Source organism: Curtobacterium sp. MMLR14_006, from assembly GCF_001864985.1.
Lineage (GTDB): Bacteria > Actinomycetota > Actinomycetes > Actinomycetales > Microbacteriaceae > Curtobacterium.
On sequence record NZ_MJGU01000023.1, the window covers coordinates 32523 to 56220 of the forward strand.

Below are 23698 nucleotides of genomic sequence, written 5' to 3' on the forward strand. Positions count from 1 at the left end.
GTCACGCTAGCCCCGTCAGCGCGCCGTTGCCAGGGCCTTCGTGATCCGCTGCAACGAGACCGTCTCGGCGGTGCCGAGCTCCTGCGCGAACAGGCTCAGCCGGAACTCCTCGAGCATCCACCGGGCGTGCACGAGTTCCGGGTGGGCACCGACGGCGGGTGGGAAGCTCCCACCGGCGTCGATGTACCGGTCGGTCGCGACGGTGACCTCGCGCATCCACGTCGCGTCGCGACCGGGGTTCTGCAGGAGCTTCTGGACACGTGCCTCGACGCCCTGCAGGTACACCCGGACCCGCCGGAGCCGGTCGAGCCCCGCGTCCGAGACGAAGCCCGGGTACACGAGGCGTTCCACCTGCTGGCGCATGTCCGTCAGGGCGCCGAGCAGCGACATCGAGTTCGCCTGCTTGAGCGCGCGCTCCGCGGACCGCTGCGCGGCGAACACGGCGGCGAGCTCGGAGACGGCCGCGAACATCGTGTCGACGACCGTGGCCGACACGGCGTCACGGACGGCCTCGAACCCCGCCTTCGTGAACACCAGGCCGTCCGGGTGCGCGCGACGGATGCCGGCGTCCACCACGGCCGCGAGCACGTCGTCGAACAGCGCCGCCGTCGACGGGTACGGGCTCGCGGCGAGCGCGAGCTTCTCCTGCGCGGTCAGGTGCGACTGGATGTACGACACCGGCGAGGGCACCGCGAGCATCACGAGCCGCCGCACCCCGGCGGGCATCCGGACCTGGCGGTCCGCCGGGGTCGCGAGCAGCTGCACGCCGACCGTCGCCTTCGGCCCCGAGCCCTCCTCCACCAGCGCCGGGTAGGCGCGGATCACGCCGCCCGCCTGCTTCGTGTCGAGGGTCTGCGGCAGGTCGTCCGTCGGCCACGTGGTGAGACCGGAACGCTCCACCGTCCGACCGGCGGTGGCGTCGGCGACCTGCGCCGGGCCTCCCGGTCGGTTCCGCCCGCGTTCCTGCGTCGCCCGGGCGACGCTCTCCTGGGTGCGGTCCTTCAGCTTGGTCTGCAGCGCCGACAGGTCCTTGCCGGCCTCGACCCGCCGCCCGCGTTCGTCGACGACCGCCCACGTGGGCAGCAGGTGTGCGGGGACGCGGCTCAGGTCGAAGTCCGACTCGGACACCGGCACGTAGGTCATCCGCTGGATGGCCTTGGCGAGGGTGGCGCGGAAGGACTCCGTCGGCTCGGTGGGGGCGTCGTCGGGCAGCTCGGCCACGATCTTCTCGGCCCAGTCCGCCGCGGGCACGACGTTCTTGCGGATCTGCTTCGGCAGCGACTTGATGAGCGCGGTGACGAGCTCCTTGCGCAGGCCGCGCACCTGCCAGTCGAAGCCCTCCTCACGCATCCGGGGGAGCAGCGCGAGCGGCACCTGGACGCTGACGCCGTCGTCCTGGGCTCCCGGCTCGAAGCGGTACCGGATGGCGAGTCGCTGGTCGCCGCTCCGCCACTGGGTCGGGTACTCCTGCTGGTCCTGCGCGGCCTCGGCGGCGTCCTCGTCGAGCAGGTCGGACCGCTGCATCGTGAGCAGGTCCGGCTCGTCGCGTCGCGCCTGACGCCACCACCCCTCGAAGGCGCGGGTCGTCGCGACGTCGGCGGGGACGCGGGCGTCGTAGAACTCGTAGACGTTCTCGTCGTCGAGCAGGATGTCGCGGCGCCGGGTGCGCTCCTCGAGCTGCTCGAGTTCCTTGCGGAGCTTCCGGTTGGCACGGTCGAACGCCTGCTGGGAGTCCCACTCGCCCTCGACCAGGGCGTGCCGGATGAAGAGCTCGCGGGAGTGCTCCGGGTCGATGCGGGAGTACTGCACCCGACGACGCTGCACGATGGGGACGCCGAACAGCGTCACCCGTTCGTACGCGACCACGGCGCCCTGCTTCTTCTCCCAGTGGGGTTCGCCGTACGTGCGCTTCAGCAGGTCGCCGGCGAGGGGCTCCACCCACGCCGGGTCGATCCGACCGACGGTGCGGGCGAACAGCCGGCTGGTCTCGACGAGCTCGGCGGCCATCACGGCGTCCGGCTGCTTCTTCGCCAGCACGCTGCCCGGGAAGACCACGAAGCGGGTGTTCCGGGACCCGAGGTAGTCGCGCTTCTCACGGTCGCGCAGACCGATCTGGCTGAGCAGTCCGGACAGCAGCGATCGGTGCACCGCATCGCCGTCGTCGGAGCGGGACTGCCCGACCCGGACGTCGACCTGCTTCGCGGCGCGGGAGAGCTGCCGGTACAGGTCCTGCCACTCGCGGATGCGCAGGTGGTTGAGGAACTCGGCCTTGCACAGGCGGCGGAAGGCGCTCGACGAGAGCTCCTCCTGCTTGTCCTCGATGTGGTTCCACAGGTTGAGCAGCGTGAGGAAGTCGCTGGTGGGGTCGGCGAAGCGGGCGTGCAGCTGGTCGGCGTGCGCACGCTTCTCGAGGGGACGCTCGCGCGGGTCCTGGATGCTCAGGGCGCTGACGACGGCGATGACCTCGCGGCCGACCCCCTGGCGCCCGGCCTCGAGCACCATCCGTCCGAGCCGGGGGTCGATCGGCAGACGTGTCAGCTGCCGGCCGGACTTCGTGATCCGACCGTCGGTGTCGACGGCGCGGAGCTCGCGGAGCAGGTCGAGGCCGTCCTTCACGCCGCGGGAGTCCGGCGGCTGCAGGAAGGGGAACGACTCGATGTCGCCGAAGCCCAGGGAGATCATCTGCAGGATCACCGCGGCGAGGTTGGTGCGGAGGATCTCCGGGTCCGTGTACTCGGGCCGGCGGCCGAAGTCGTCCTCGGAGTAGAGCCGGATCGCGATGCCGTCGCTCGTGCGCCCGGCACGCCCGGACCGCTGGTTCGCGCTCGCCTGGCTGATCGCCTCGATCGGCAGCCGCTGCACCTTGGCCCGCGGCGAGTACCGCGAGATGCGGGCCGTGCCGGTGTCGACGACGTACTTGATGCCGGGGACCGTCAGGCTCGTCTCCGCCACGTTGGTCGCCAGGACGACCCGGCGACGGACGCCCGGGGTGCTGCGGCGCTCGAACACCCGGTGCTGGTCGGCGGCGGACAGCCGACCGTAGAGCGGCAGGACCTCGGTGCCCGGGTAGCGCTTGCCCTCGATGGCGTCCTGCGCGTCGCGGATCTCGTTCTCGCCCGACAGGAACACCAGGACGTCGCCGGGTGCCTCACGGTCGAGCTCGTCGAGCGCGTCCGTGATGCCCTGCATGACGTCGCGGTCGTCGGGCGTCCGGCCGCCGCCGCTGTCGTCGGTGCGGGGGTCGTCCTCGTCGTCGGAGCCACCGGAGCCGTCGGCGTCCTTCGGGTCCTCGGCGACGAGCGGCCGGTAGCGGACCTCGACCGGGTAGGTGCGGCCCGAGACCTCGATGATCGGGGCGCCGCCGAAGTGCTCCGAGAAGGACTGCGGGTCGATCGTCGCACTCGTGATGATGAGCTTGAGGTCGGGACGGCGAGGGAGCAGCCGCTTCAGGTACCCGAGCAGGAAGTCGATCGTCAGCGAGCGCTCGTGGGCCTCGTCGATGATGATCGTGTCGTAGCGCTTCAGGTCGCGGTCGAAGTGGATCTCGTTGAGCAGGATGCCGTCGGTCATCAGCTTCACCCGGGTGTTCGACGACACCTTGTCGGTGAACCGCACCTGGTAGCCCACGAGGTCGCCCAGCTCGCCGCCGAGCTCCTCGGACACCCGCTCGGCGATGGTGCGGGCGGCGATCCGGCGGGGCTGCGTGTGGCCGATGTGCTCGCGCCCGAGCTCGAGGCAGATCTTCGGCAGCTGGGTCGTCTTGCCGGACCCTGTGGCCCCGGCGACGATGACCACCTGGTTGTCACGGATGGCGGCCGCGATGTCGTCCCGTCGCTGCGAGACCGGCAGCTCCGGCGGGTAGGTGATGACGAGCGGCGAGGAAGACATGAGCATTCCAGGATACCGTCACACGGTCTGTGCGGCGAGTTCCGTGACCGACCGGGCGGGCAGCGCGCACACGCGGTCGTGGCAGACGAAGGCCGCGGGGTCGAGCGACGCCCGCTCGTCGAACAGTGCGAAGCCAGCCGCCGACCAGTCGCGCGCCTGCTCCGGGGTCACCCGTGCGACGACGGTCCCCGGCCGACGGGCGCCCCTGACGGCGTCGCGCAGCGGGTCGTGCGGGTCGGAGGCGACGACGACGACCTCGCGCGACGGCCGCTGCAGCGCGAGGGCGACACCGAGGGCATCGGCGTGGCCGAGCGGCCGTTCGGTCCCGGTCACGGCACGGTCGGCGACGAGTCGGGTCGCGGCGACGCGGTACCCGTCGTCGCCGGTCAGTGCCGCGAGGGTCGCCGCAGCGGCGGCCAACGCCACCGTGCCCGACCGCACCGCGGTCTGCGGCTGCTCGCCGGTCGCGGTGCACGCGGCCGCCAGGACGGGGTCCACGTCGAAGCGCCCCGCGACGCCGTCGTCCACCAGGGACCGCGCCGCGACGGCGAGTCCGGCGTCCCCGGTGACGAGCGCGAGTTCGAGCAGCCCCTCGGCCAGGAGCCCGACGTCCTCGACGGTCGGCGGCGCGCTCGACGCCCCCCGCGAGGTGCCCGACCGGACGACGACGTGGCCGTCGCGGACGTGGGCACGCAGGACGGCGTCGGCGGCACCGCGGGCGAGGTCGACCATCTCGTCGTCGCCGTGGCGGGCGCCGGCGATCGCGAGCCCCCGGATCGCCAGGCCGTTCCAGCCGGTCAGGACCTGGTCGTCGAGGGGCGGGGGATCGAGCAGCGCGCGTTCGGCGAGCGGACGGCGGTACCACTCGCCCTCGACCCGCCGTCCGTCGATCGTCGACTCGCTGTCCTGCGCCGCGACGAACGCCCCGTCCTCGCGACGCAGCGTGTCGCGGAGGAAGTCCGCGATGCCCCGGGCCTGCTCGGCACCGGCGACCGCGAGCAGCCCCGCGTTGTCGTACAGCATCCGCTCGTAGTGCGGCACGCTCCAGTCACGCCGGGTCGCGTACCGGAAGACGCCGCCGTCGGCGTCGGTGAGCTCGGACCCGCGGATCGCAGTCAGCGACCGGTCGAGCAGCGCGGCGGCCTCGGCGTCGCCGTCGGCTGCCGCGTCGCCGAGGAACTCGAGCAGCGGTGCCCCCGGGAACTTCGGTGCGCCGCCGAAACCGCCGTACGTGGTGTCCTCGGACCGCAGGAGCTGGCCGGTGACGGCGCGGACCCGGTCGACGGACGGGAGGCGCGGGTCGCCCCCGGCGGGTTCGTCGCCGACCAGCGCGGCTGCGTCCGACTCGGCTCCCTGCCGGATCGCGGTCGCGATCGCCGTCGCGTTCGCGTCGACCTCGTGCCGGCGCTCCGTCCACGCGTCGAGCACCGCCGCCAGGATCTGCCGGAACGCCGGGACCTGGCCGACGGGGGTGGGCGGGTAGTAGGTGCCGGCGAAGAACACGTGCCCGTCGGGCGTCAGGAACGTGGTCAGCGGCCACCCGAGTTGCTGGGTGAACGCGCTCGCCGCGGCCATCAGGCTGGCGTCGACGTCGGGGTTCTCCTGCCGGTCGACCTTGACGGCGACGAAGTCGCGGCGGAGCAGCGCACCGACCTCGGGGTCGGCGAAGCTCTCGCGAGCCATGACGTGGCACCAGTGGCAGGTGGCGTACCCGACGGAGACCAGGACGGGCACGTCGCGGCGCCGGGCCTCGGCGAAGGCGTCCGGCCCCCACTCGCGCCAGTCCACCGGGTTGTCGGCGTGCATCCGCAGGTAGGGGCTGACCGAGGTGCCGAGTCGGTTGTCGTTCATGGCTCCCAGCGTGCCCCGTCCCGACTGGGTGGGTCGCCGTCTCGGAGGATCTGTGGACGGTTGCCGCCCGTCCACAGGGACCACCGGGGGATCAGGCGGGCAGCCACCCCGTGAGCGACGCGAGGTGGCGCGCGACCTGCTCGGGCGTCCGGCCGTCCGTGTCCACCCGGGTGACGGCGTCCGGGGTGGCCGTGTCGAGCCTCCTGGCCGTCCGCGCGCTGTGCGCGAGCTGCGCCGACGGGACCACGCCGCCGGACCGACGGCCCAGCCGCTCGGCGGTGACGTCGTCACCGGCCCGGAGCAGGACGGCGGTGACCACGGGGTCGTCGCCGACGGCGGCGGCCAGCCGGTCCTGTTCGAGCACGGACACCGTGTTCGTGAACACCAACCGGTGGTGCCCGAGGTCCCGGTACGCCGACCAGAGCCGGGCGAGGTTCCGCTCGGCGAGGCGGAGCCCGGGGTGTGCGACGCGCGGTGCCGGGTGGGCGAGGTCGAGGACGTCGCCCTCGATCACCGCGTGGTGCACGTCGGCGCCGACGAGCAGGTCGTGCAGGGCCTCGGCCACCGTCGACTTGCCGACACCCGAACGCCCGCCGAGGAACAGGACCTCGGGGCGGCCGGGCGCGACGTCGGCCACGGTCAGCCCAGGCCGAGGGAGAGCAGTGCGAGCGCGGCGTCCTCGGGGCCGTAGTCGAACATGCGGTCCCAGAACGGGTCGGCGGCCCACGGCACGTCGCTGCCCGCCGGGACCGCGTGGGCGGTCTCGACGAGCCAGTCGAGCTCCGGCAGGACGGCGGACGCGAACGTCGGCGGCTGCCACCCGAGCGCCCGGGCGGCGGTGGTGTCCAGGACGAACGGCGACGGCGACGACCACGGCGTGGTGCCGACGAACGCCGGCGCGTCCTGGTCGAGCAGGACCTCGTCGAACCGGTGGTCCAGGTGTGCGGCGATCGTCCGGACGATCTCGAGCGCGTCCGGGGCGGTGTCGTCCGCCACGTTCAGGATGCGACGGTCGGGCGCGTCGGCGACCAGGCGGACGAGCGAGCCGATGCCGCTCGCGGCGGTCGTGTGGTCGACGCTGCGGCCGGCGTCGGCGAGCAGGACGCGCTCGCGGCCGTCGAGGACCCGGCGGACGACGAACCACTCCCGCGGGCGGCCGATGCCCACGCCGTACACCTTGGACGGGCGCAGCACCGTCACCGGGGCGCCGTGGTCGAGCAGGACCTGCTCCGCGGCGACCTTCGCCGCACCGTAGCCGTCACGACTCGTCGGGTCGCCGTCGCCCGCGGCCACCGTGGGCTGGAGCTCGGTGACGGCCCCGCCGAACACCGGCTTGTCGAGGGAGTTCGCGTGCCGACCCTGCTCGTCGACGTAGACGGAGCGCGACGAGACGAACACCGAGGACCCGACGTCGTCGAGGAACGGCAGGAGCTGCACGGCGTCGTCACGGGTCAGGCCGACCGTGTCGACCACCAGGTCCGCTCCCGGGCGCAGCAGGCCGCGCAGGGTGCTCGTGTCGCGCCGGTCGCCCGCGGTGAAGGTCACGCCGCGTGCGGTCAGGGCGTCGGCGGCGGGGCCACCGCGTCGGGCGAGGACGTCGACCTGCCAGTCGTCACCGCCGCGGCCGGAGACGTCGAGGAGCTCACGCGCGACGGCCGAACCGATCCCGCCGGTACCGCCGAGGACGACCGCGCGTCTGCTGCTCATGTGCCCACGCTAGCCGTGCCGGGACGGTCGCACGTGCCGGGTCTGCCGGGTCGGTCTCGCCGGGCGCCGGGCCGTGGTCGGCCCGGTCGGCTGCCGGGTCAGGACGCGAGCGCCTCGGGCTCGTGCCGCCACCAGTCGGCCAGCGACCCGTCGTACACCCGCACCCGGTCGTGCCCCAGCACCGTCAGCGCGAGCGCGTCGACGCACGCGGCGCTGCCGACCCCGCAGTAGGTGACGATCTCGTCGTCGCCGATCACGTCGGCGAACGCCCGCGCCAGGGCGGGACCGCGCAGGTACGTGCCGGTGGTCGGGTCGAGCAGCGAGTCGGCCGCCACCGAGGTGCTGCCCGGCACGAGCGGCGGGTGGTCGTCGCCGAGCGCCGACGCGGGCGCCGCCAGGACCAGTGACGCGGGCTCGTCGCCGGACACGGCCCGCAGGACCCGGTCGCGGTCTGCCCAGAGCGGACGCTCCTGACCCGCCAGGAACGCGCGGTGCGGCAGGGCGGAGTCCGCCGGCGAGGTGTGGAGGGCACCGACCCGCACCGGGCGCCCCTCGTCACGCCACTTGGCGAACCCGCCGTCGAGGACCGCGACGGCGTCGAAGCCGAACGAGCGGAAGATCCACCAGAGCCGTGCGGACCACTCACCGCTCCCGTCGTCGTAGACCACGACGGTGGCGGTGTCGGTCACGCCGAGGGCTGCGGCGGCGGCCTCGAACCGGTCGGCGTCCGGTCGGGTGAAGGGGAGCTCGGCGTCCGGCGTCGAGAACGCTCGGATGAGGTCGGCGTACCGGGCCCCCGGTACGTGGCCACGCTGCTCGTGGGCGTCCCGCGCGCTGTGCCAGGTCGTCCCACGCCCGGCACCGTCCGTGTGCACCGAGGCGTCGAGCACGATGAGCTCGTCAGCACCGAGGTGGTCTGCGAGCCACTGCGTCGACACGAGCGGCGAGGTCAGGACGGGGGCCATGCCGCACACCATAACTCCGACCCCTGACGGCTGCGAGGGGAACGGACACACGGCGCAACGGGGTGTCGGGACGGGCGCTTCGGTCGGTCGGTGCGCTCCCCCGTTCTGGTGCCACCCCGGCCGGTTCGTGCTCGGTATGTTGGTTCCCCGGATCACCCGGGGGAGGGCCACCACGTGAGCACGCGGGAACAGCACGTCGGATCAGGGACCGCGGAGGCCTTCGCGGACCGTCTGCAACGGCTGCGCCGCGCTGCCGGGGACCCGTCGTACGGGGACGTCGCCGCCCGAATCACCGCACGCCGAGTCGCCGTCGGGACACCGGAGGCGGCGGCTCGCATCGCCCGGTCCACCGTGTACGACGTGTTCCGACCCGGGCGGACCCGACTGAACGTCAGCCTCGTCGGCGAGGTCGTCCGTGTCCTCGGCGTCGCGGACGGCGACGTCGAGGAGTGGCAGCGCGCGGCGCGCTCGCCGGTGGTCGCGCGTCCGGGGCCGGGACCCGCAGGACCCGTCCGACCCGAGGTCGGTCCGGCTCCGTCCGCCCAGTCGGAGGCCGACGAGCGGCCGACCGGGAGGCCCGGGTCGGCTCGACTGACCAGCTCGGCCTCCGCGGTGGTCGCGTCGTCCCTGCGCCGGTGGCCGGACCGGTTCCGCCACGACCTCGACGCGGGTTCCGTCGTGCTGCTCGTCGCTGCCGCTGTCGGACTCGACCTCTTCGGCGCCAGCGTCTCCGAGCAGTTCCACCTGCCGATCTGGCTCGACACGATCGGCACCGCCGTCATCGCCCTCCGACTCGGCCCGTGGGCAGGCGCCGGGGTCGGTGCCGGGGCGGTGCTCCTCAACCAACTCGCCCACGGGCCCACCTCCTTCTGGTTCGCCCTCGTCGGCGTCGTGGCCGGTCTGCTCTGGGGTGCCGGCGGCCGGTTGCGGGGCCTGCAGCGGTCATCCTGGCGGTTGCTCGTGCTCGGCCTCGTGGTGGCCGTCGGGTGCACAGCGGTGGCGACGCCGGTCACCGTCCTCGCCTACCAGGCGTCGGTGACGCACGGTACCCAGGCGTACATCGACCTGCTGTCGGCAGCGGGCGACGGTCCGTGGGTCGCCGTCGCCCTGGCGAACCTCGGAGCGTCTGTCCTCGACAAGGTCCTGACCACCTTCGTGGCGTTCGCGTTGCTCGTGCTGCTCGAGCGACGGATGACGCGCGCACAGGGGACTCCGCTCCCGGACTGAAGCGCTGTCCGGGTTTGTGCGGACAGCGGTCCGGACACCGGTCCGGACACGTCCGCACACCTACGGTCGGCGGTGTGAACCAGCTCCTCTCCACGACGGCCTCGGCGGTCGCGCTCGTCGGCGGCATCGTGCTCTTCGTCGCGCTCTTCACGCCGCGACGGTTCCGGGCGCGTCGTCCGGCCCGTTTCGGGATCGGCTTCGGCCTGCTCGGGGTCTCCGCCGTCCTCTGGACGGTGGCGGGGCGGAGCTGACGGTGCGCTCGACGAGAGGAACGAAGATGAGCGGTCCGCTGGAGACCCGACGGCGGAGGTTCGCGCGTACCGCGGACATCCTGGTGGTGGTGCTGACGATCCTGAACGGTCTGAGCTGGGTGGTGGGCGGCCTGACTTCCCCCGCATGGTTCGCCGTGGTCCTCGGCCTGGCACTCGCCGGCCGGGTGACGCGAGACCACTTCCGGCCCCGGTCGGGCGTGCTCGGCACCATCGTGGCCGTCACCGCGCTCGCCACCGCGGTCCTCGGCGGGATCGTCACGGCGTCGTCGTCGCCCGTCGCCGGCCACGTGCTTCCTGTGCACCTGCTGTGGTCGCTCGTGATCGTCGCCGCGACGATCGCTCGCCCGGTCGTCGCGACGAGCATCCGGACCGGCGCCGCCGCCGACACGGCCAACCGCATCCGTGCCGCCGAGGAAGAGCGGATCCGGTCCAACCGTGAACGGGAACTCGACCACGTCGCCCGCGTCGAACGCGACCGCAAGTGGGCAGCGCGGCCGTCGGGTGACGGCGAGCGCACCGGGTACGAACCGAGCGAGCTGGTCGACGTCGAGATCGGGCCGAACGCCTGGATGTACGGGGAGCCCGGTGCCGGCCTCGGTGGGTCCGGCTTCGACGCGCGCGCGATCGAGCGCGGGCGTGAGGGAGAGGTCAACTTCGCGAAGGTCCTCGAGCAGCGCGGCCTGCTCGGACGCTTCGCGACGTTCTGGTCCGTGCACATGCCGGACGAGGGCGTCGGAGCGAGCAAGCAGTTCCAGACCGACATCGACTGCGTGGTGGTCACCGGCTCCTCGATCTGGCTCGTCGACGTGAAGAACTACGACCAGGGCGGCGTGCGCTGGACCGTCGAACGTGAGGACCCCCAAGGCCGTTCCTCGGCACCGACGCTCATCGCGATCGACCTGCAGACCGAGGGCGCGGTCGGGCACCCGCGCAAGATGTCCGGGAACATGAAGCTCGCCCGCGAGCGTTTCGGCCTCAAGATGCGCAACCTCGGCATCCGGACGATGGTGAAGCCCGTCGTCGTCATGATGCCGCGGGACGACGGCCTCGGCCGGATCCAGGACGTCGCGTGGCCGGGGGACATCCCCGCGGCCGGCCTGCCGGACCTCCTGCGCTGGCTCGAGGACGAGCCGGACTTCGTCCCCTCCGACGAGAACGCGAGGCTCCTCGTCCCGATCCTGTCGGCGCTGCTCAAGGACGAGAGCGGCTCCGCGCCGGTCGTCGGAGAGCGCCGGCGTCCGTCGCCCGCGGCGACACCGACCCGCACCGTGTCGACCGCCCGTGCCACAGCCACACGACCGGCGACGGCGCCGAGCACGACCGAGGACGCCGGGTCGCGCAGTTGCTCCTCGTGCGGAGCGACCGTGACCGCGGAGATGGGCTTCTGCGAAGCGTGCGGGGCGGCGTGACCACCTGGTTGCTCGAGGTCGAGGTCGACGACCTCCGGGCCGCACTCGCGCACGTCGCCCCGTTCGCAGCGGCTGCGAACCCGTCCCCCTGGGACCGCATCCGCATGCACGTGCTGTTCGAGGGCGGCGTGGCGGACCTGCACCTGCTCGCCGGGTCGGACCGGAACCTCGCCGACGGAGCGATCGCACACGTGAGCGGGCGGACGCTCCGCGAACGGGACGACCGCGTGTTCTTCGGGACCGATCTGGTCCGTTCGGTCAGTGTGTCGTTGCCCTCGAGCGGCCTCGTGCAGATCGGCGTCGACCCGGGCGCGGTCTCCGTCCGCCACGTCGCGGACGGAGCGGTGGTCAGCACGTCGGCGGTCGTCGCGCGGATCAGCGTCGGGTGCTTCCCGACAGGAGCGGGGTGGCGGACCCTCGTCCCTGCTTCGCGCTGGACCAGGGGCGGACGAGCAGAGGTGTTCGAGGTGTTCGAGGACGACTACAGCTCGGAGCTGGTCGAAGCTGCGCCGACCGCGGTGGTGGTCGCCCCGGTGACGGGTCCGTCGACGACCGACACCGCACCCGGCGCGCCGGCGCCGACGCCCGCGAAGGCCAGGCCGGTCGTGATGCCGTCCCTCCCCGCGCCCGCAGCCGACCCCGCGCCGCGACGGACGCCCGTGCCGGCTCGTCGGACGGGTCACCTGTCAGCGGACGGCCGACGGTGAGCGTCGGACGGATCAGGGACGTCGAGCAGGTCCTCCGGCTCACGGTCGGTGCCCTCCGCCGTGCCGTCGCCAGGACCGACGGGTTCCGAACCTCCGACGGCTCGGGTGTGCTGGACGGCGTTGGCCTGTGGGTCGACGAGGGCACTCGTGTCCAGCTGATCGCGTCGGACGGCGTGCACGTCGCCCTCGAACCGGTCCTCGACGCGGTCCCGATCCTGACGACCTGGCTGACGTTGCCGCCGAGCTTCGTGGTCGAGCTCACCGGCCACTTCGGCGACGACGACGAGGTGTCCATCGGGCTCGGCTGGGGCGAGGACGGTCGGCAGGTCGTCGTCCAGGGCGCCGCCGACGAGCCGGTGCTCCACCAGGCGATGTGGACGTCGCCGCGTCTGCTGGAGCACCTCAAGGGCTCGTACGCGTTCTTCGGCGACGGGGAGGCGAGTCTGGTGACCGTCGACCGGAACGCGTTCATGAAGACCCTCGTGACCGCTGAGGCCGTCGAACCGTCATCGATCGTCACCCTCGCCCTCGCGCCCGAACGCGTCCTCGTCCGGGGCGCCGCCGGGTTGCTCGGCGATCCCGTGGCGGGGATCCTCGCCGGCCGACCCCGCCGGCTGCACGTGCCCGTCGAGCGGCTCCGTGCAGCGGTGCGCTTCGTCTGTTGGACCGCCGAACAGCGGTACGACGCCGTGGCGCTGCAGGTCTCGGGCGACGGATCGCGCGTGCGACTCTGGGGGACGGACGCCGACGGTGCGTCGGACGGTCCTGAGTGCTTCGTGCGGACGAGCTCCGACGAAGCCGGTGCTTCGCTCCGACGGATCGCTCGCGACGAACAGGCGGCTGGCCGGGAGGAGGCCGAGCCGGACGACGGGCTCGAGGTGCTCTCACCGCTCCCGCCGGCACAGGGGCCCGAAGCCGTCGCCGCCGTGCTCGCGGAGCTGGACGCGATCGTCGGGCAGGCCCAGCTCAAGGCGCAGGTGCGCAACGTCGTCGCGCAGGCGGAGCTCGTGCAGCTCCGCAGGGAGAAGGGCTTCCACGGCGAGCTGACCGCCGGACACCTGCTGTTCGTCGGGCCTCCCGGGACCGGGAAGACCACCATCGGCCGACTGATCGCCCGGCTCTACCACGCGCTCGGGTTCCTGCCCACGGACACCCTCGTCGAGGTCGACCGTGCAGCCCTCGTCGCAGCGCACGTCGGCGGCACCGAGGAACGCACGACCGCCGCTGTGGAGCGGGCGATGGGCGGCGTCCTGCTCGTGGACGAGGCGTACGCCCTCACCAGCGGCGGCGAGAACGACTTCGGCCGACAGGCGCTGGACACCCTGCTCAAGGCGCTCGAGGACCGCCGCGGGTCGTTCGTCTGCATCGCCGCCGGCTACCCGGCCGAGATGGACGCCTTCACCGCGGCGAACCCGGGCATCGCCTCGCGGTTCCCGCAGCGCATCGAGTTCACCCCGTACTCCGCGGACGAGCTCGTCGCGATCGCCGTGCAGATGGCGTCGGACTCCGGTGCCGTCCTCACCCACGAGGCGGTCGAGCGGCTCGGGCTCCGACTCCGCGAAGCCGAGGTCTCCGGTCGCTTCGCGGAACGCACGTGGGGCAACGCGAGGACGGTGCGGACCGTGGTCGACCGAGCGGCCGCCGCTCGGGACGCCCGCCTCAGCGCGCTGCTCGCCGGTGCGCCCGGACTCGGGGGCGACACCATCGACGGAGCCGCCCTCGTCGAGATCCGGGAAGAGGACATCGTCGTCGCGTGCGACGACCAAGGTGTCGGCCGTCCGTCGGCCCCGACCGAGGACGTCGAGACCGTGCTCGCGGAACTGCGCGCCCAGATCGGGCAGGACCAGGTCGCCCGGCAGGTCGAGTCGCTCGTCGCCAACGCCCGCGCGGCTCGTGCGGCGGCCGATCGTGACGAACGTGCGACGGTGCCGGACATCCCGCACCTGCTCTTCACCGGTCCGCCCGGCACCGGCAAGACCACGATCGCCCGGCTCATCGCGCGCCTGTACCGTGCGCTCGGGCTCCTGCCGGGTGGCACCGTCGTCGAGGTTGACCGTGGCGACCTCGTCGCCGGGTTCGTGGGACAGACCGCGACGAAGACGACCGAACGGATCGACGAGGCGATGGGCGGCGTGCTCTTCGTGGACGAGGCGTACGCACTCACGGCCGGAGGCGACGCCTTCGGGCGGGAAGCCGTCGACACGCTGCTCAAGCGGATGGAGGACGACCGCGGCCGGTTCCTCGTCATCGCCGCCGGGTACCCGGAGCCGATGAGGGACTTCCTGCGGTCGAACCCAGGACTCGCCCGGCGCTTCCCGACGACCGTCGAGTTCCGGTCGTACTCGGCCGAGCAGCTCGCCGAGATCGCGACCTCGATGGCGGCGGCGAGGAACGAACGGTTCACGGAGGACGCCGCACAGGTGCTCCGCGCCCGGTTGTCGGGGGCCGAGCGCGCCGGCCTGTTCGCCCGGGCCGACTGGGGGAACGCCGGAGCCGTCCGGAACCTCGTCGACGAGGCGGTCCGGGTCCGCAACACCCGCGTGTTCGCCGACGATCGCACCCCGCCGGTCGGTGCCGGCCTCGACGAGCTCGACGCGTCGGACGTCGAGGCGGCGTGCAGGTCGGTCCTGGCGGACGACGGGCCGGCCGTCGAAGCGGTGGGGGACGTCCTGGCGGAACTCGGCGCACAGATCGGGCAGCCCGGGGTCAAGGTCCAGGTCGAGTCACTGATGGCCGGGGTCCGCGCCCAGCAGGCGCGTCTCGCCCGGGGCATGTCGACCGGGCAGTCCCTGGTCGAGCACCTGGTGTTCACCGGCCCGCCCGGGACCGGCAAGACGACGATCGCCCGGCTGCTCGCGCGGCTGTACCGCGCACTCGGCGTCCTGCCGTCCGGACACGTCGTCGAGGTCGACGCCGCGGGACTCGTCGCGGGCTACGTCGGTCAGACGGCGACGAAGACGGAGGAACGCATCGCGGAGGCCCGGGGCGGCGTGCTGTTCATCGACGAGGCGTACACGCTCGCCGGCGACCGGGACAGGAGCTTCGGGCAGGAGGCGATCGACACGCTGCTCGCTCGCATGGAGAACGACCGGGGAGCCTTCATGGTGATCGTCGCCGGGTACCCCGACGAGATGGCCGGGTTCCTGCGTTCCAACCCCGGACTCCCGTCGCGCTTCACCCAGACGATCGCGTTCCGCCCGTACTCGTCCGACGACCTCGTCGGGATCGCGGAGCACATGGCGGTCGGAGCGCACGAACAGGTCACCGAGGACGCTCGCGAGCTGCTGTTGCGCCGTCTGACGGCAGCGGAGGCGGCCGGACGGTTCTCCGACCGGGAGTGGGGCAACGGGCGTGCGGTGCGGAACATCCTCGACGACGCCGTGCGTGCCCGGGACCTGCGGTTGTTCGCGGATCCGTCGTCCGAGCCGACGTCGGACGAGATGGTGACGATCGAGGCCGTGGACATGACCGTCGCCGCCGACGCTGCTGCGCTCCCGGCCGGGGTCCCAGCAGCCTCCTGACCGAGCGGGCGAGCGGGTAGGCGGGGCAGTGGGGCAGCGTCGGGCCCTGGCCTCGGGAGCGCGCGGCGCGGGGTCCGCGACAGGACACGCGTCGATCGACACGTGGTTCGTCGGATCATGCACGCACAGAGGTTGCGCGCGCGTATTCCGTCGGACCACCTGTCGTTCGACCGGTGGTTCGTCGCACCATGCGCAGGCATGCGCCCGGCCGCCCCGCCGCCCACCGCCCCGCGTCACGGCCCGCCGCCCCACTGCCCGCCGCACGCACGACGGCCCGCCCCGGTCTCCCGGGACGGGCCGTCGCAATCGTGCTGCGGTGGATCGGCGTCAGTGAGCCGCGGCGGGGATGCTCCCGGTCGTGGCGGACCCGGCGCGGGCGAGCCGCTCGAGTCGCACGGACTGCCGGTTGATGAGCAGGCCACCCGCGAGGGCGACGAGCACCAGCACACCGGCCGAGATCCCGAAGGCCACGTGGTAGCCGTCGAGCACGGCCTGGGCCTGCTGCAGCTTCGTCGGGGCCGCGTTCAGCCCGGACAGGCTGTTCGCGACGACGTCGGCGAAGATCGTCGAGAGCAGCGCCGTGCCGATCGAGCCGCCGATCTGCTGCATCGTGTTGACCGTGGCAGAGGCGACGCCGGCGTCGGCGCGGGCGACCCCCGTCGTCGCGGTGTTCATCGCGGACGAGAAGATCGTGCCCATGCCGAGGCCGATCACGATGAGCGCCGGCAGGACGGTGCCCGCGTAGGAGCTGTCGAGGTCGGTGCGGAGCAGCAGGAGCAGCCCGGTCGCGGCGACCAGGCCGCCGGCGAAGATGAGCACCTTCGGGCCGACGCGCGGCAGCAGGCGGCCGCCGATCTGCGTCGCCGAGATCATGATCGACGCGGGCATCGGCAGGAACGCTAGACCGGTCTGCAGCGAGCTGAACCCGAGGGTCTGCTCGAGGTAGTAGGTCAGGAACAGGAAGATGCCGAACATGCCGATCGCGACGAGGCCGATGGCGATGAACGAGCCGCCGCGGTCGCGGTCGAGCACGACGCGCAGGGGGAGCAGCGGGTGGGCGACCCGGGTCTCGATGAGCACGAAGGCCGCGATCAGCAGGACACCGCCGGCGAGCATGACGATGGTGAGCGGGGCGTCCCAGCCGTTGGTCTCGGCGTTCGAGAAGCCGTAGACGACGCCGACCAGGCCGAGGGTGATGGTGAAGACGCCGGCGACGTCGATGCGGGGACGCTCGACCTTCGGCGGGCGCTCCATGAAGACGAGGGCGCCGATCACGCCGAGGACGGCGAAGACGACGTTGACGTAGAGGCACCAGCGCCAGGACGCGTACTCGGTCAGGACACCGCCGAGCAGCAGGCCGATGGCCGCACCCGAACCGGCGATCGAGCCGAAGATGCCGAACGCGCGGCCGCGTTCCTTCGGGTCGCGGAAGGTCGTGGTGAGCATGCCGAGCGCCGACGGGGCGAGCAGCGCGCCGAACACGCCCTGCAGCGCGCGGGCGGCGACGAGCAGGCCGAACGAGTCGGCGAGGCCGCCGAGCACGGAGGCGAGCGCGAACCCGACGAGGCCGATGATGAACGTGTTCTTGCGTCCGAACAGGTCGCCGAGGCGTCCGCCGAGCAGCAGGAGCGACCCGAAGGCCAGCGAGTAGGCGGTGACGATCCACTGCCGCTGGTCGGTGCCGAAGTCGAGGTCGGCCTGGGCCGAGGGGAGCGCGATGTTCACGATCGTCGCGTCGAGCACGACCATGAGCTGGGCGAGGGCGATGACCGCCAGGGCGATCCAGCGGCGGCTGCTCTTGGCGGGGGTGGTGCCCGGAGTCGTGGGTGCTGCCCCGGTGGGGGTCGGCACGGTCTGTTCTGCCGTCACGGCAGCCTCCTTCATGAAGGTTGGAGGGGGACTCGGAGCGCGCACCGTCGGGCACTCCGAAAGGAGAGGGGTCGAACCGGATGCACTGCATCCGCTTGTGGTCAGTGTAGACCGAAACGGAGGAACCGCATCCACTTGTTCCCAGATAGTTCAACTAGGTTCGTCCTCGTGAGCACCACCGAGTCCGCGTCCGACCTCGAGCGACCGCTGCGCGCCGACGCCGCGCGCAACCGCGAGCTCATCCTGCAGACTGCGCGGAAGTGCTTCGCCGAGCGCGGGCTCTCGGTCACGCTGAACGACATCGCGCACGAGGCCGGCGTCGGCGTCGGGACGGTCTACCGCCGGTTCGCCGACAAGGACTCCCTGATCGAGGCGCTGCTCGCCACCAAGTTCGAGGCCATGAACGAGGCCGCCGCACGCGCCGCCGATGTCACGGACCCGCGCGAGGCACTCCGCGTGTACCTGATGGGCGTGTTCGAGTTCCGTGCGCGGGACCGCGCCCTCGCTGACGCCATCGTCCGCGCCGGCAAGGCCCGTCCGTCGATCGTGCTCGAGCGCGACCGGCTCGAGCGTCAGGTGGCGACGATCATCGGCCGCGCCGAGACCGCGGGTGTCGTCCGTGCCGGCTTCGACTACCGCGACCTGCCGATGCTCACGACGATGGTCGGCTCCGTCGCCGACGCGACCCGCGCCCACGACCCGAACGCCTGGCGACGGTACGCCGAGGTCATCATCGAGGGCGTGCTGCCCCGCGGCGGCACCGGTGCTGCCGAGCCGATGCTCGGTGCGCCCCTCGACCGCGAGTCGATCGAGCGCGCCCTGCACGCCCAGCCCTGACGCGACGGCGCGACCGGGACGCGAACGCGCAGACGCGCGAGCGCGCATCGCGGCGCGAGCACGGCCCTCGTGCCCTCGTGCCCTCCTGCCCTCCTGCCCGAACGGACGAACGGACGAACGGACGGACGGACGGACGAACGGACGAACGGACGAACGAACGGGCAGGCGGACGGACCGGCAGGCGGACGGACGGATGGCCGGACGGACGGGAGGCACGTGCCGGCGCCGACCCGCGCCTCCCGTCCGACGGTCCGACGGCCGGTGCGCGACCGGTGCGCCGGTCAGGACCCGCGCGCTACAGCCAGCTCGGCACCCAGTAGTGCGACCGGACGAAGTCCCACGGCACCTGCATCGCCGTCCACATCGGGTACCAGTAGACCGATGCCAGCACGACGACGCCCAGGTACACGCCCACCCACACGACCGCCCGGGTGCGTCGGCGTCGTGGATCGTCCCGCGAACCGAGCACCAGCGCGATCGCGGCGGCGAGCGCCATCACCATGAAGGGCTCGAAGGCGATCGTGTAGAACTGGAAGACCGTCCGGTTCGCGTACGCGAGCCACGGCAGGTAGCCGGCTGCGACCCCGAGCAGGACGAAGCCGTACTCCCAGCGGCGGCGCAGGACCCAGAGCACGAGCAGGGCCACCGTCGCCACGACCGACGCGTACCAGATGAACGGGTTCGCGATGCCGGTGATCGCCGCCCCGCACCGGTCGACGACGCAGCCGTCCTGGCCGGCGCTCGTGCCGAGGTAGTACATCGACGTGGGGCGCTGCATGACGAGCCAGAGCAGCGGGTTCGCCTGGTACGAGTGCGGGGTGTGCAGGCCGATGTTGAAGCCGTAGATCTCGGTCTGGTAGTGCCACCAGTTCTGCAGGCTGTCCGGCACCCAGGCGAGCACGCCGGTCCACCGTTCGCCGCCGCCGGCGATCCAGTTGCGGTCCCAGCCGTCCTTCGACACGAACCAGCCGGTCCACGACGCCAGGTACGTCACCGCGGCGACCGGGACCGTGAGCAGGAACGACACCGGTGCCTGCTGCAGCAGCGCGCTGGACGACCAGAACGCCACCCCGGCACGACGGCGGGCCATCATGTCGCTCAGCACGGAGTACACGGCGAAGAACGCCAGGAAGTACAGACCGGACCACTTCGTGGCCGAGGCCAGCCCGAGCGCGAGCCCCATCGCGAACAGCCACGGGCGCCACCAGAGCACCGGACCCCACAGGGTGTCACGACCGGCGGCGGCCCGGCGGGCGACCCACGCGTCGAGTTGCCGCTGGCTGCGTCGGCGGTCGAGGAGCAGCGCACCGAAGCCGAGCACGACGAAGAACGTCACGATGCCGTCGAGCAGCGTGACCCGGGACATCACGATCGCCTGGCCGTCGAGCGCGAGCAGGCCGCCGGCGAGCGTGCCGACCAGGGTCGAGCGGAACAGCGACCGCGCGATCACCGCCGTGAGGAACACCGTCGCGATGCCGAGCACGGCGACGGCGAAGCGCCACCCGAAGGCGTTGTCGGGGCCGAAGAGCAGCATGCCGAGGCCGATGAGGTACTTGCCGAGCGGCGGGTGCGCGATGAACTCGGCGGCGCTCGTGAAGATGTCCGTCTCGCCCCGGACGAACCGGTCGTCGGTCGTCGGGGCGTCGTCACCGCTCGGGTTCGCCGGCCAGGTGCCCTCGTAGCCGAGGTGCACGACCGACCAGCCGTCCTTGACGTAGTACGTCTCGTCGAACACCAGCGCGTGCGGGTTGCCGAGGTTCACCAGCCGCAGGACGGCGGCGAGCAGCGTCACCGCGAGCGGCCCGGCCCAGCGCCACAGGGCGACGCGCTGCGTGGTGGACAGCACCCGACCCCACCAGTCGTCGAGGCGCGAGCCGACCGGCCCGACCGGCCCGTCGGGCACGGCCGTGCGGTCGTCGGTCAGCTCGCTGGTCATCGAAAGAGCATCTTACGGAGCCACCGCGTGTCCCCGCTCGGACGGCGGTGCACCCACAATGGGTGGGTGATCGTCCTCGCAGCAACGCCCATCGGCAACCTCGGGGACGCCTCGCGCCGTCTCGTCGAGGCCCTCTCCAACGCCACGGTCGTCGCGGCGGAGGACACGAGGACCGCCATCCACCTCATGCGTGCCCTCGGCATCGAGAACCGTCCGCGGCTCATCGCCCTGCACGAGCACAACGAGCGGGCGAAGGCGTCCGAGGTCGTCGAGCTCGCGCGTGACGAGGACGTCGTGGTCCTCACCGACGCCGGCATGCCCGCGATCAGCGACCCCGGCTTCCCGCTCGTCGAGGCGGCGGCAGCGGCCGGGGTCACCGTCACGGCGCTGCCCGGGCCGTCGGCCGTGCTCATGGCGCTCGCCGTGTCCGGACTGCCCACCGACCGGTTCACGTTCGAGGGGTTCCCGACCCGCAAGGCCGGGGAGCGTCGCCGGGCGTTCCAGGCGCTCGCGGGGGAGCAGCGGACGATGGTGTTCTTCGAGTCGCCGCACCGGCTGGCGGAGACGCTGGCCGACATGGCCGTCGGGTTCGGCGGCGACCGCCGCGCCGCGGTCTGCCGTGAGCTCACGAAGCTCTACGAGGAGGTCCGTCGCGGCTCGCTCGACGAGCTCACCGCATGGGCGTCCGACGGGGTCAAGGGCGAGATCTGCATCGTCGTCGCCGGAGCGGCCGAGGCGACGGAAGAAGCGACGCTCGACGACGGCGTGCGGCTCGTGCTCGAGCGGGTGGCCGCCGGCATGCGCATGAAGGAGGCCGCGGCGGCGGTCGCGGACGCGACCGGGCTGTCGAAACGCGACCTGTACGAAGGTGCGCTCGCGGCGCGGTAGACGGCCGGGTCGTCCCGGACGGGAGGCGCGGGTCGGGCCCGACACGGGCCTCCCGTCCGGTTCTCCACAGGCCGGGCGCGGGGCGCGTCATGCGGCTCGTGCGCGCCCGTAGGATGGTCGGCATGTCCGACGGGTCCTCGTTCAGCATCACCACGCCGATCTTCTACGTGAACGACGTGCCCCACATCGGGCACGCGTACACCGAGGTCGCCGCGGACGTCCTCGCACGCTGGCACCGGCAGCGCGGTGACGACACCTGGCTGCTCACCGGCACCGACGAGCACGGGCAGAAGATCCTGCGCACCGCCTCGGCGAACGACGTCACGCCGAAGGAGTGGGCCGACCGCCTGGTCAACGACGCCTGGAAGCCCCTGCTCGACACGGTCGACGTCGCGAACGACGACTTCATCCGCACCACCGACGAGCGTCACGAGCGCGGGGTGACGGCGTTCCTGCAGAAGCTGTACGACGACGGCTTCATCTACGCCGGCGAGTTCGAGGGCTTCTACTGCGTGGGCTGCGAGGAGTACAAGCAGCCGGGCGACCTCGTCGCCGGCACCGGGGCGTACGAGGGCCAGCAGGTCTGCGCGATCCACTCGATCCCGGTCGAGGTGCTGTCCGAGCGCAACTACTTCTTCCGGATGTCCGACTTCGAGCAGCGCCTGCTCGACCTGTACGAGTCGAACCCGCTGTTCATCCAGCCCGAGAGCGTCCGCAACGAGATCGTCTCGTTCGTCAAGCAGGGGCTGCGCGACCTGTCGATCTCGCGGTCGAGCTTCGACTGGGGCATCCAGATCCCGTGGGACAGCGACCACGTGCTGTACGTCTGGTTCGACGCCCTGCTCAACTACGTCACGGCGCTCGGCTACGGCACCGACGACGACGAGGCCTTCCGTTGCCTCTGGCCGAGCGTGCACATCGTGGGCAAGGACATCGCCCGCTTCCACGCCGTCATCTGGCCGGCGATGCTCATGGCCGCCGGTCTGCCGGTGCCGGAACGCGTGTTCGGCCACGGCTGGCTGCTCGTCGGCGGCGAGAAGATGTCGAAGTCGAAGCTCACCGGCATCGCGCCGTCGGAGATCACCGACACGTTCGGCTCCGACGCGTTCCGCTACTACTTCCTGCGCGCCATCACCTTCGGGCAGGACGGCAACTTCAGCTGGGAGGACATCTCCGCCCGCTACCAGGCAGAGCTCGCCAACGGCTACGGCAACCTGGCGTCCCGACTCGTCGCGATGCTGCAGAAGTACCGCGACGGCGAGGTCCCGGCCCGCGGCGACCTGACCGGGTCCGACCAGGCGATCGACAGCCTGGCCGTGTCGGTCACCGAGCGTGCCGACGCCGCGATCGCCGCCTTCGCCCCGCACGAGGCGATCGCCGCCGTGTGGGAGCTCGTCGACGCCCTGAACGGGTACATCACCGAGCAGGCGCCGTGGGCCCTCGCGAAGGACGACGCGAACCGCGAGCGCCTCGACACCGTCCTGACGACCGCGCTCCGCGGCCTCGGCACCGTGACCGTCCTGCTGTCCCCGGTGATGCCGAAGGCCACCGAGAAGCTCTGGGCCGCGATCGGCGCGGGCGGGTCCGTCGCCGAGCAGCGCGTCGACCGTGCGTACGAGTGGCAGGGCGCCTCGCACGTGGTGCCGCTCGAGAGCGGGCTGTTCCCGCGCATCGAGCAGGTCTCCCCGTGACCGACGCCGAGTCGCACGTCCGGTCCCGCGGGGACGGGTCGTCCGGTGGCTCGAAGCGCGACCTGACGTACCCGCCGCTGCCGCAGGCGCTCGTCGTGCCGGTCTACGACAACCACACCCACATGGAGATCGCCGACGGCGTCGGTGACGGCGGCGACGGTCCGCTCGACTACCGCGAGCACCTCGACCGCGCGTCGAGCGTCGGCGTCCGCGGTGTCGTGCAGGTCGGCACCGACCTCGCCACCTCGGAGTGGTCCGCGTCGATCGCCGCCCGTGAGCCCCGGGTCCTCGCCGCCGTGGCGCTGCACCCGAACGAGGCGCCCGTGCTGCAGGAGCAGGGGCTGCTCGACGAGCACCTCGCCGGGATCGAACGGCTCGCCGCGCTGCCGCGGGTGCGGGCGATCGGTGAGACCGGCCTCGACTTCTTCCGCACCGGCGAGGACGGCCGCGATGCCCAGGTCCGCTCGTTCGAGGAGCACATCCGCATCGCGAAGGAGCACGACCTCGCGCTAACCATCCACGACCGCGATGCGCACGACGCCGTGGTCGAGGTCCTCGACCGGGTGGGCGCGCCCGAGCGCACCGTCTTCCACTGCTTCTCCGGCGGACCCGACCTCGCCCGGCTCTGCGCCGAGCGCGGCTGGTACATGTCCTTCGCCGGCACCGTCACGTTCAAGAACGCGGCGCCGCTGCGCGAGGCCCTGCTGGTCGCACCGCGCCACCTGGTCATGATCGAGACGGACGCCCCGTTCCTGACACCCACCCCGTACCGCGGACGGCCGAACGCGCCGTACCTCATCCCGCTCACCCTGCGGTCGATGGCGGAGACCCTCGGCACCGACGCCTCGATGCTCGCGGCGCAGATCGCGTCGAACACCGAGCTCGTGTACGGCGCGTGGGACGCCGAGCCCGTCACGGTGGACGAGTAGC

At 72.5% G+C, this 23698-nt stretch carries 16 protein-coding genes; 9 read left to right on the forward strand and 7 right to left on the reverse strand.

Annotation, left to right across the window (positions count from 1 at the left end; all coding sequences use genetic code 11):
- Positions 1–15: 15 nt before the first annotated feature.
- The 5 genes from hrpA to BIU94_RS11970 form a co-directional block, all read right to left on the reverse strand.
- Positions 16–3888, reverse strand: a complete 3873-nt coding sequence (hrpA, locus tag BIU94_RS11950) for an ATP-dependent RNA helicase HrpA (RefSeq protein ID WP_071261894.1) — start codon at positions 3886–3888, stop codon at positions 16–18.
- Between the two features lie 18 nt (positions 3889–3906).
- Complete coding sequence (locus BIU94_RS11955; protein WP_071260518.1) at positions 3907–5739, reverse strand: thioredoxin domain-containing protein; 1833 nt, start codon at positions 5737–5739, stop codon at positions 3907–3909.
- 91 nt (positions 5740–5830) lie between these two features.
- The gene (locus BIU94_RS11960; protein ID WP_071260520.1) at positions 5831–6376 is read right to left on the reverse strand and encodes an AAA family ATPase; all 546 of its coding nucleotides are present in this window, start codon (positions 6374–6376) and stop codon (positions 5831–5833) included.
- Positions 6377–6378: 2 nt separating this feature from the next.
- The gene (locus BIU94_RS11965) at positions 6379–7446 is read right to left on the reverse strand and encodes an NAD(P)-dependent oxidoreductase (protein WP_071260522.1); all 1068 of its coding nucleotides are present in this window, start codon (positions 7444–7446) and stop codon (positions 6379–6381) included.
- Between the two features lie 98 nt (positions 7447–7544).
- Positions 7545–8411: a sulfurtransferase gene (locus BIU94_RS11970; protein ID WP_175472215.1), complete on the reverse strand. Its 867-nt coding sequence runs from the start codon at positions 8409–8411 to the stop codon at positions 7545–7547.
- 174 nt (positions 8412–8585) lie between these two features.
- On the opposite strand from BIU94_RS11970, the gene BIU94_RS11975 reads away from it, so the two are divergent.
- From BIU94_RS11975 to BIU94_RS11990, 5 genes are all read left to right on the forward strand, one after another.
- Positions 8586–9638, forward strand: coding sequence for a hypothetical protein (locus tag BIU94_RS11975; protein WP_071260528.1), 1053 nt, complete (start codon positions 8586–8588; stop codon positions 9636–9638).
- Between the two features lie 74 nt (positions 9639–9712).
- Complete coding sequence (locus tag BIU94_RS17845) at positions 9713–9889, forward strand: hypothetical protein (RefSeq protein ID WP_175472216.1); 177 nt, start codon at positions 9713–9715, stop codon at positions 9887–9889.
- 26 nt (positions 9890–9915) lie between these two features.
- A complete protein-coding gene (locus tag BIU94_RS11980; protein ID WP_071260530.1) occupies positions 9916–11319 on the forward strand; it encodes a nuclease-related domain-containing protein in 1404 nt (467 codons plus the stop codon).
- Positions 11316–12026, forward strand: coding sequence for a hypothetical protein (locus BIU94_RS11985; protein ID WP_139196027.1), 711 nt, complete (start codon positions 11316–11318; stop codon positions 12024–12026). Before BIU94_RS11980 ends, BIU94_RS11985 begins: the two co-directional genes overlap by 4 nt.
- A complete protein-coding gene (locus tag BIU94_RS11990; protein WP_071260536.1) occupies positions 12023–15547 on the forward strand; it encodes an AAA family ATPase in 3525 nt (1174 codons plus the stop codon). Before BIU94_RS11985 ends, BIU94_RS11990 begins: the two co-directional genes overlap by 4 nt.
- 327 nt (positions 15548–15874) lie before the next feature.
- On the opposite strand, the gene BIU94_RS11995 is transcribed toward BIU94_RS11990, so the two are convergent.
- A complete protein-coding gene (locus BIU94_RS11995; protein ID WP_071261900.1) occupies positions 15875–17416 on the reverse strand; it encodes an MFS transporter in 1542 nt (513 codons plus the stop codon).
- A gap of 168 nt (positions 17417–17584) precedes the next feature.
- Between BIU94_RS11995 and BIU94_RS12000 the strand changes: the two genes are divergently transcribed.
- Complete coding sequence (locus tag BIU94_RS12000) at positions 17585–18253, forward strand: TetR/AcrR family transcriptional regulator (RefSeq protein WP_071260539.1); 669 nt, start codon at positions 17585–17587, stop codon at positions 18251–18253.
- Positions 18254–18548: 295 nt separating this feature from the next.
- Here BIU94_RS12000 and BIU94_RS12005 read toward each other — a convergent pair whose 3' ends face one another.
- The gene (locus tag BIU94_RS12005; RefSeq protein ID WP_071260542.1) at positions 18549–20189 is read right to left on the reverse strand and encodes a dolichyl-phosphate-mannose--protein mannosyltransferase; all 1641 of its coding nucleotides are present in this window, start codon (positions 20187–20189) and stop codon (positions 18549–18551) included.
- Positions 20190–20255: 66 nt separating this feature from the next.
- Here BIU94_RS12005 and rsmI point away from each other — a divergent pair, with 66 nt between their 5' ends.
- The 3 genes from rsmI to BIU94_RS12020 all read left to right on the forward strand — a co-directional run bounded on the left by rsmI (position 20256) and on the right by BIU94_RS12020 (position 23697).
- Positions 20256–21077 (forward strand): 16S rRNA (cytidine(1402)-2'-O)-methyltransferase, encoded by an 822-nt coding sequence (rsmI, locus tag BIU94_RS12010; RefSeq protein WP_071260544.1) that lies wholly within the window; start codon positions 20256–20258, stop codon positions 21075–21077.
- A gap of 122 nt (positions 21078–21199) precedes the next feature.
- Complete coding sequence (gene metG / locus BIU94_RS12015; RefSeq protein WP_071260546.1) at positions 21200–22768, forward strand: methionine--tRNA ligase; 1569 nt, start codon at positions 21200–21202, stop codon at positions 22766–22768.
- The gene (locus BIU94_RS12020; RefSeq protein WP_071260548.1) at positions 22765–23697 is read left to right on the forward strand and encodes a TatD family hydrolase; all 933 of its coding nucleotides are present in this window, start codon (positions 22765–22767) and stop codon (positions 23695–23697) included. Before metG ends, BIU94_RS12020 begins: the two co-directional genes overlap by 4 nt.
- Position 23698: the final 1 nt, after the last annotated feature.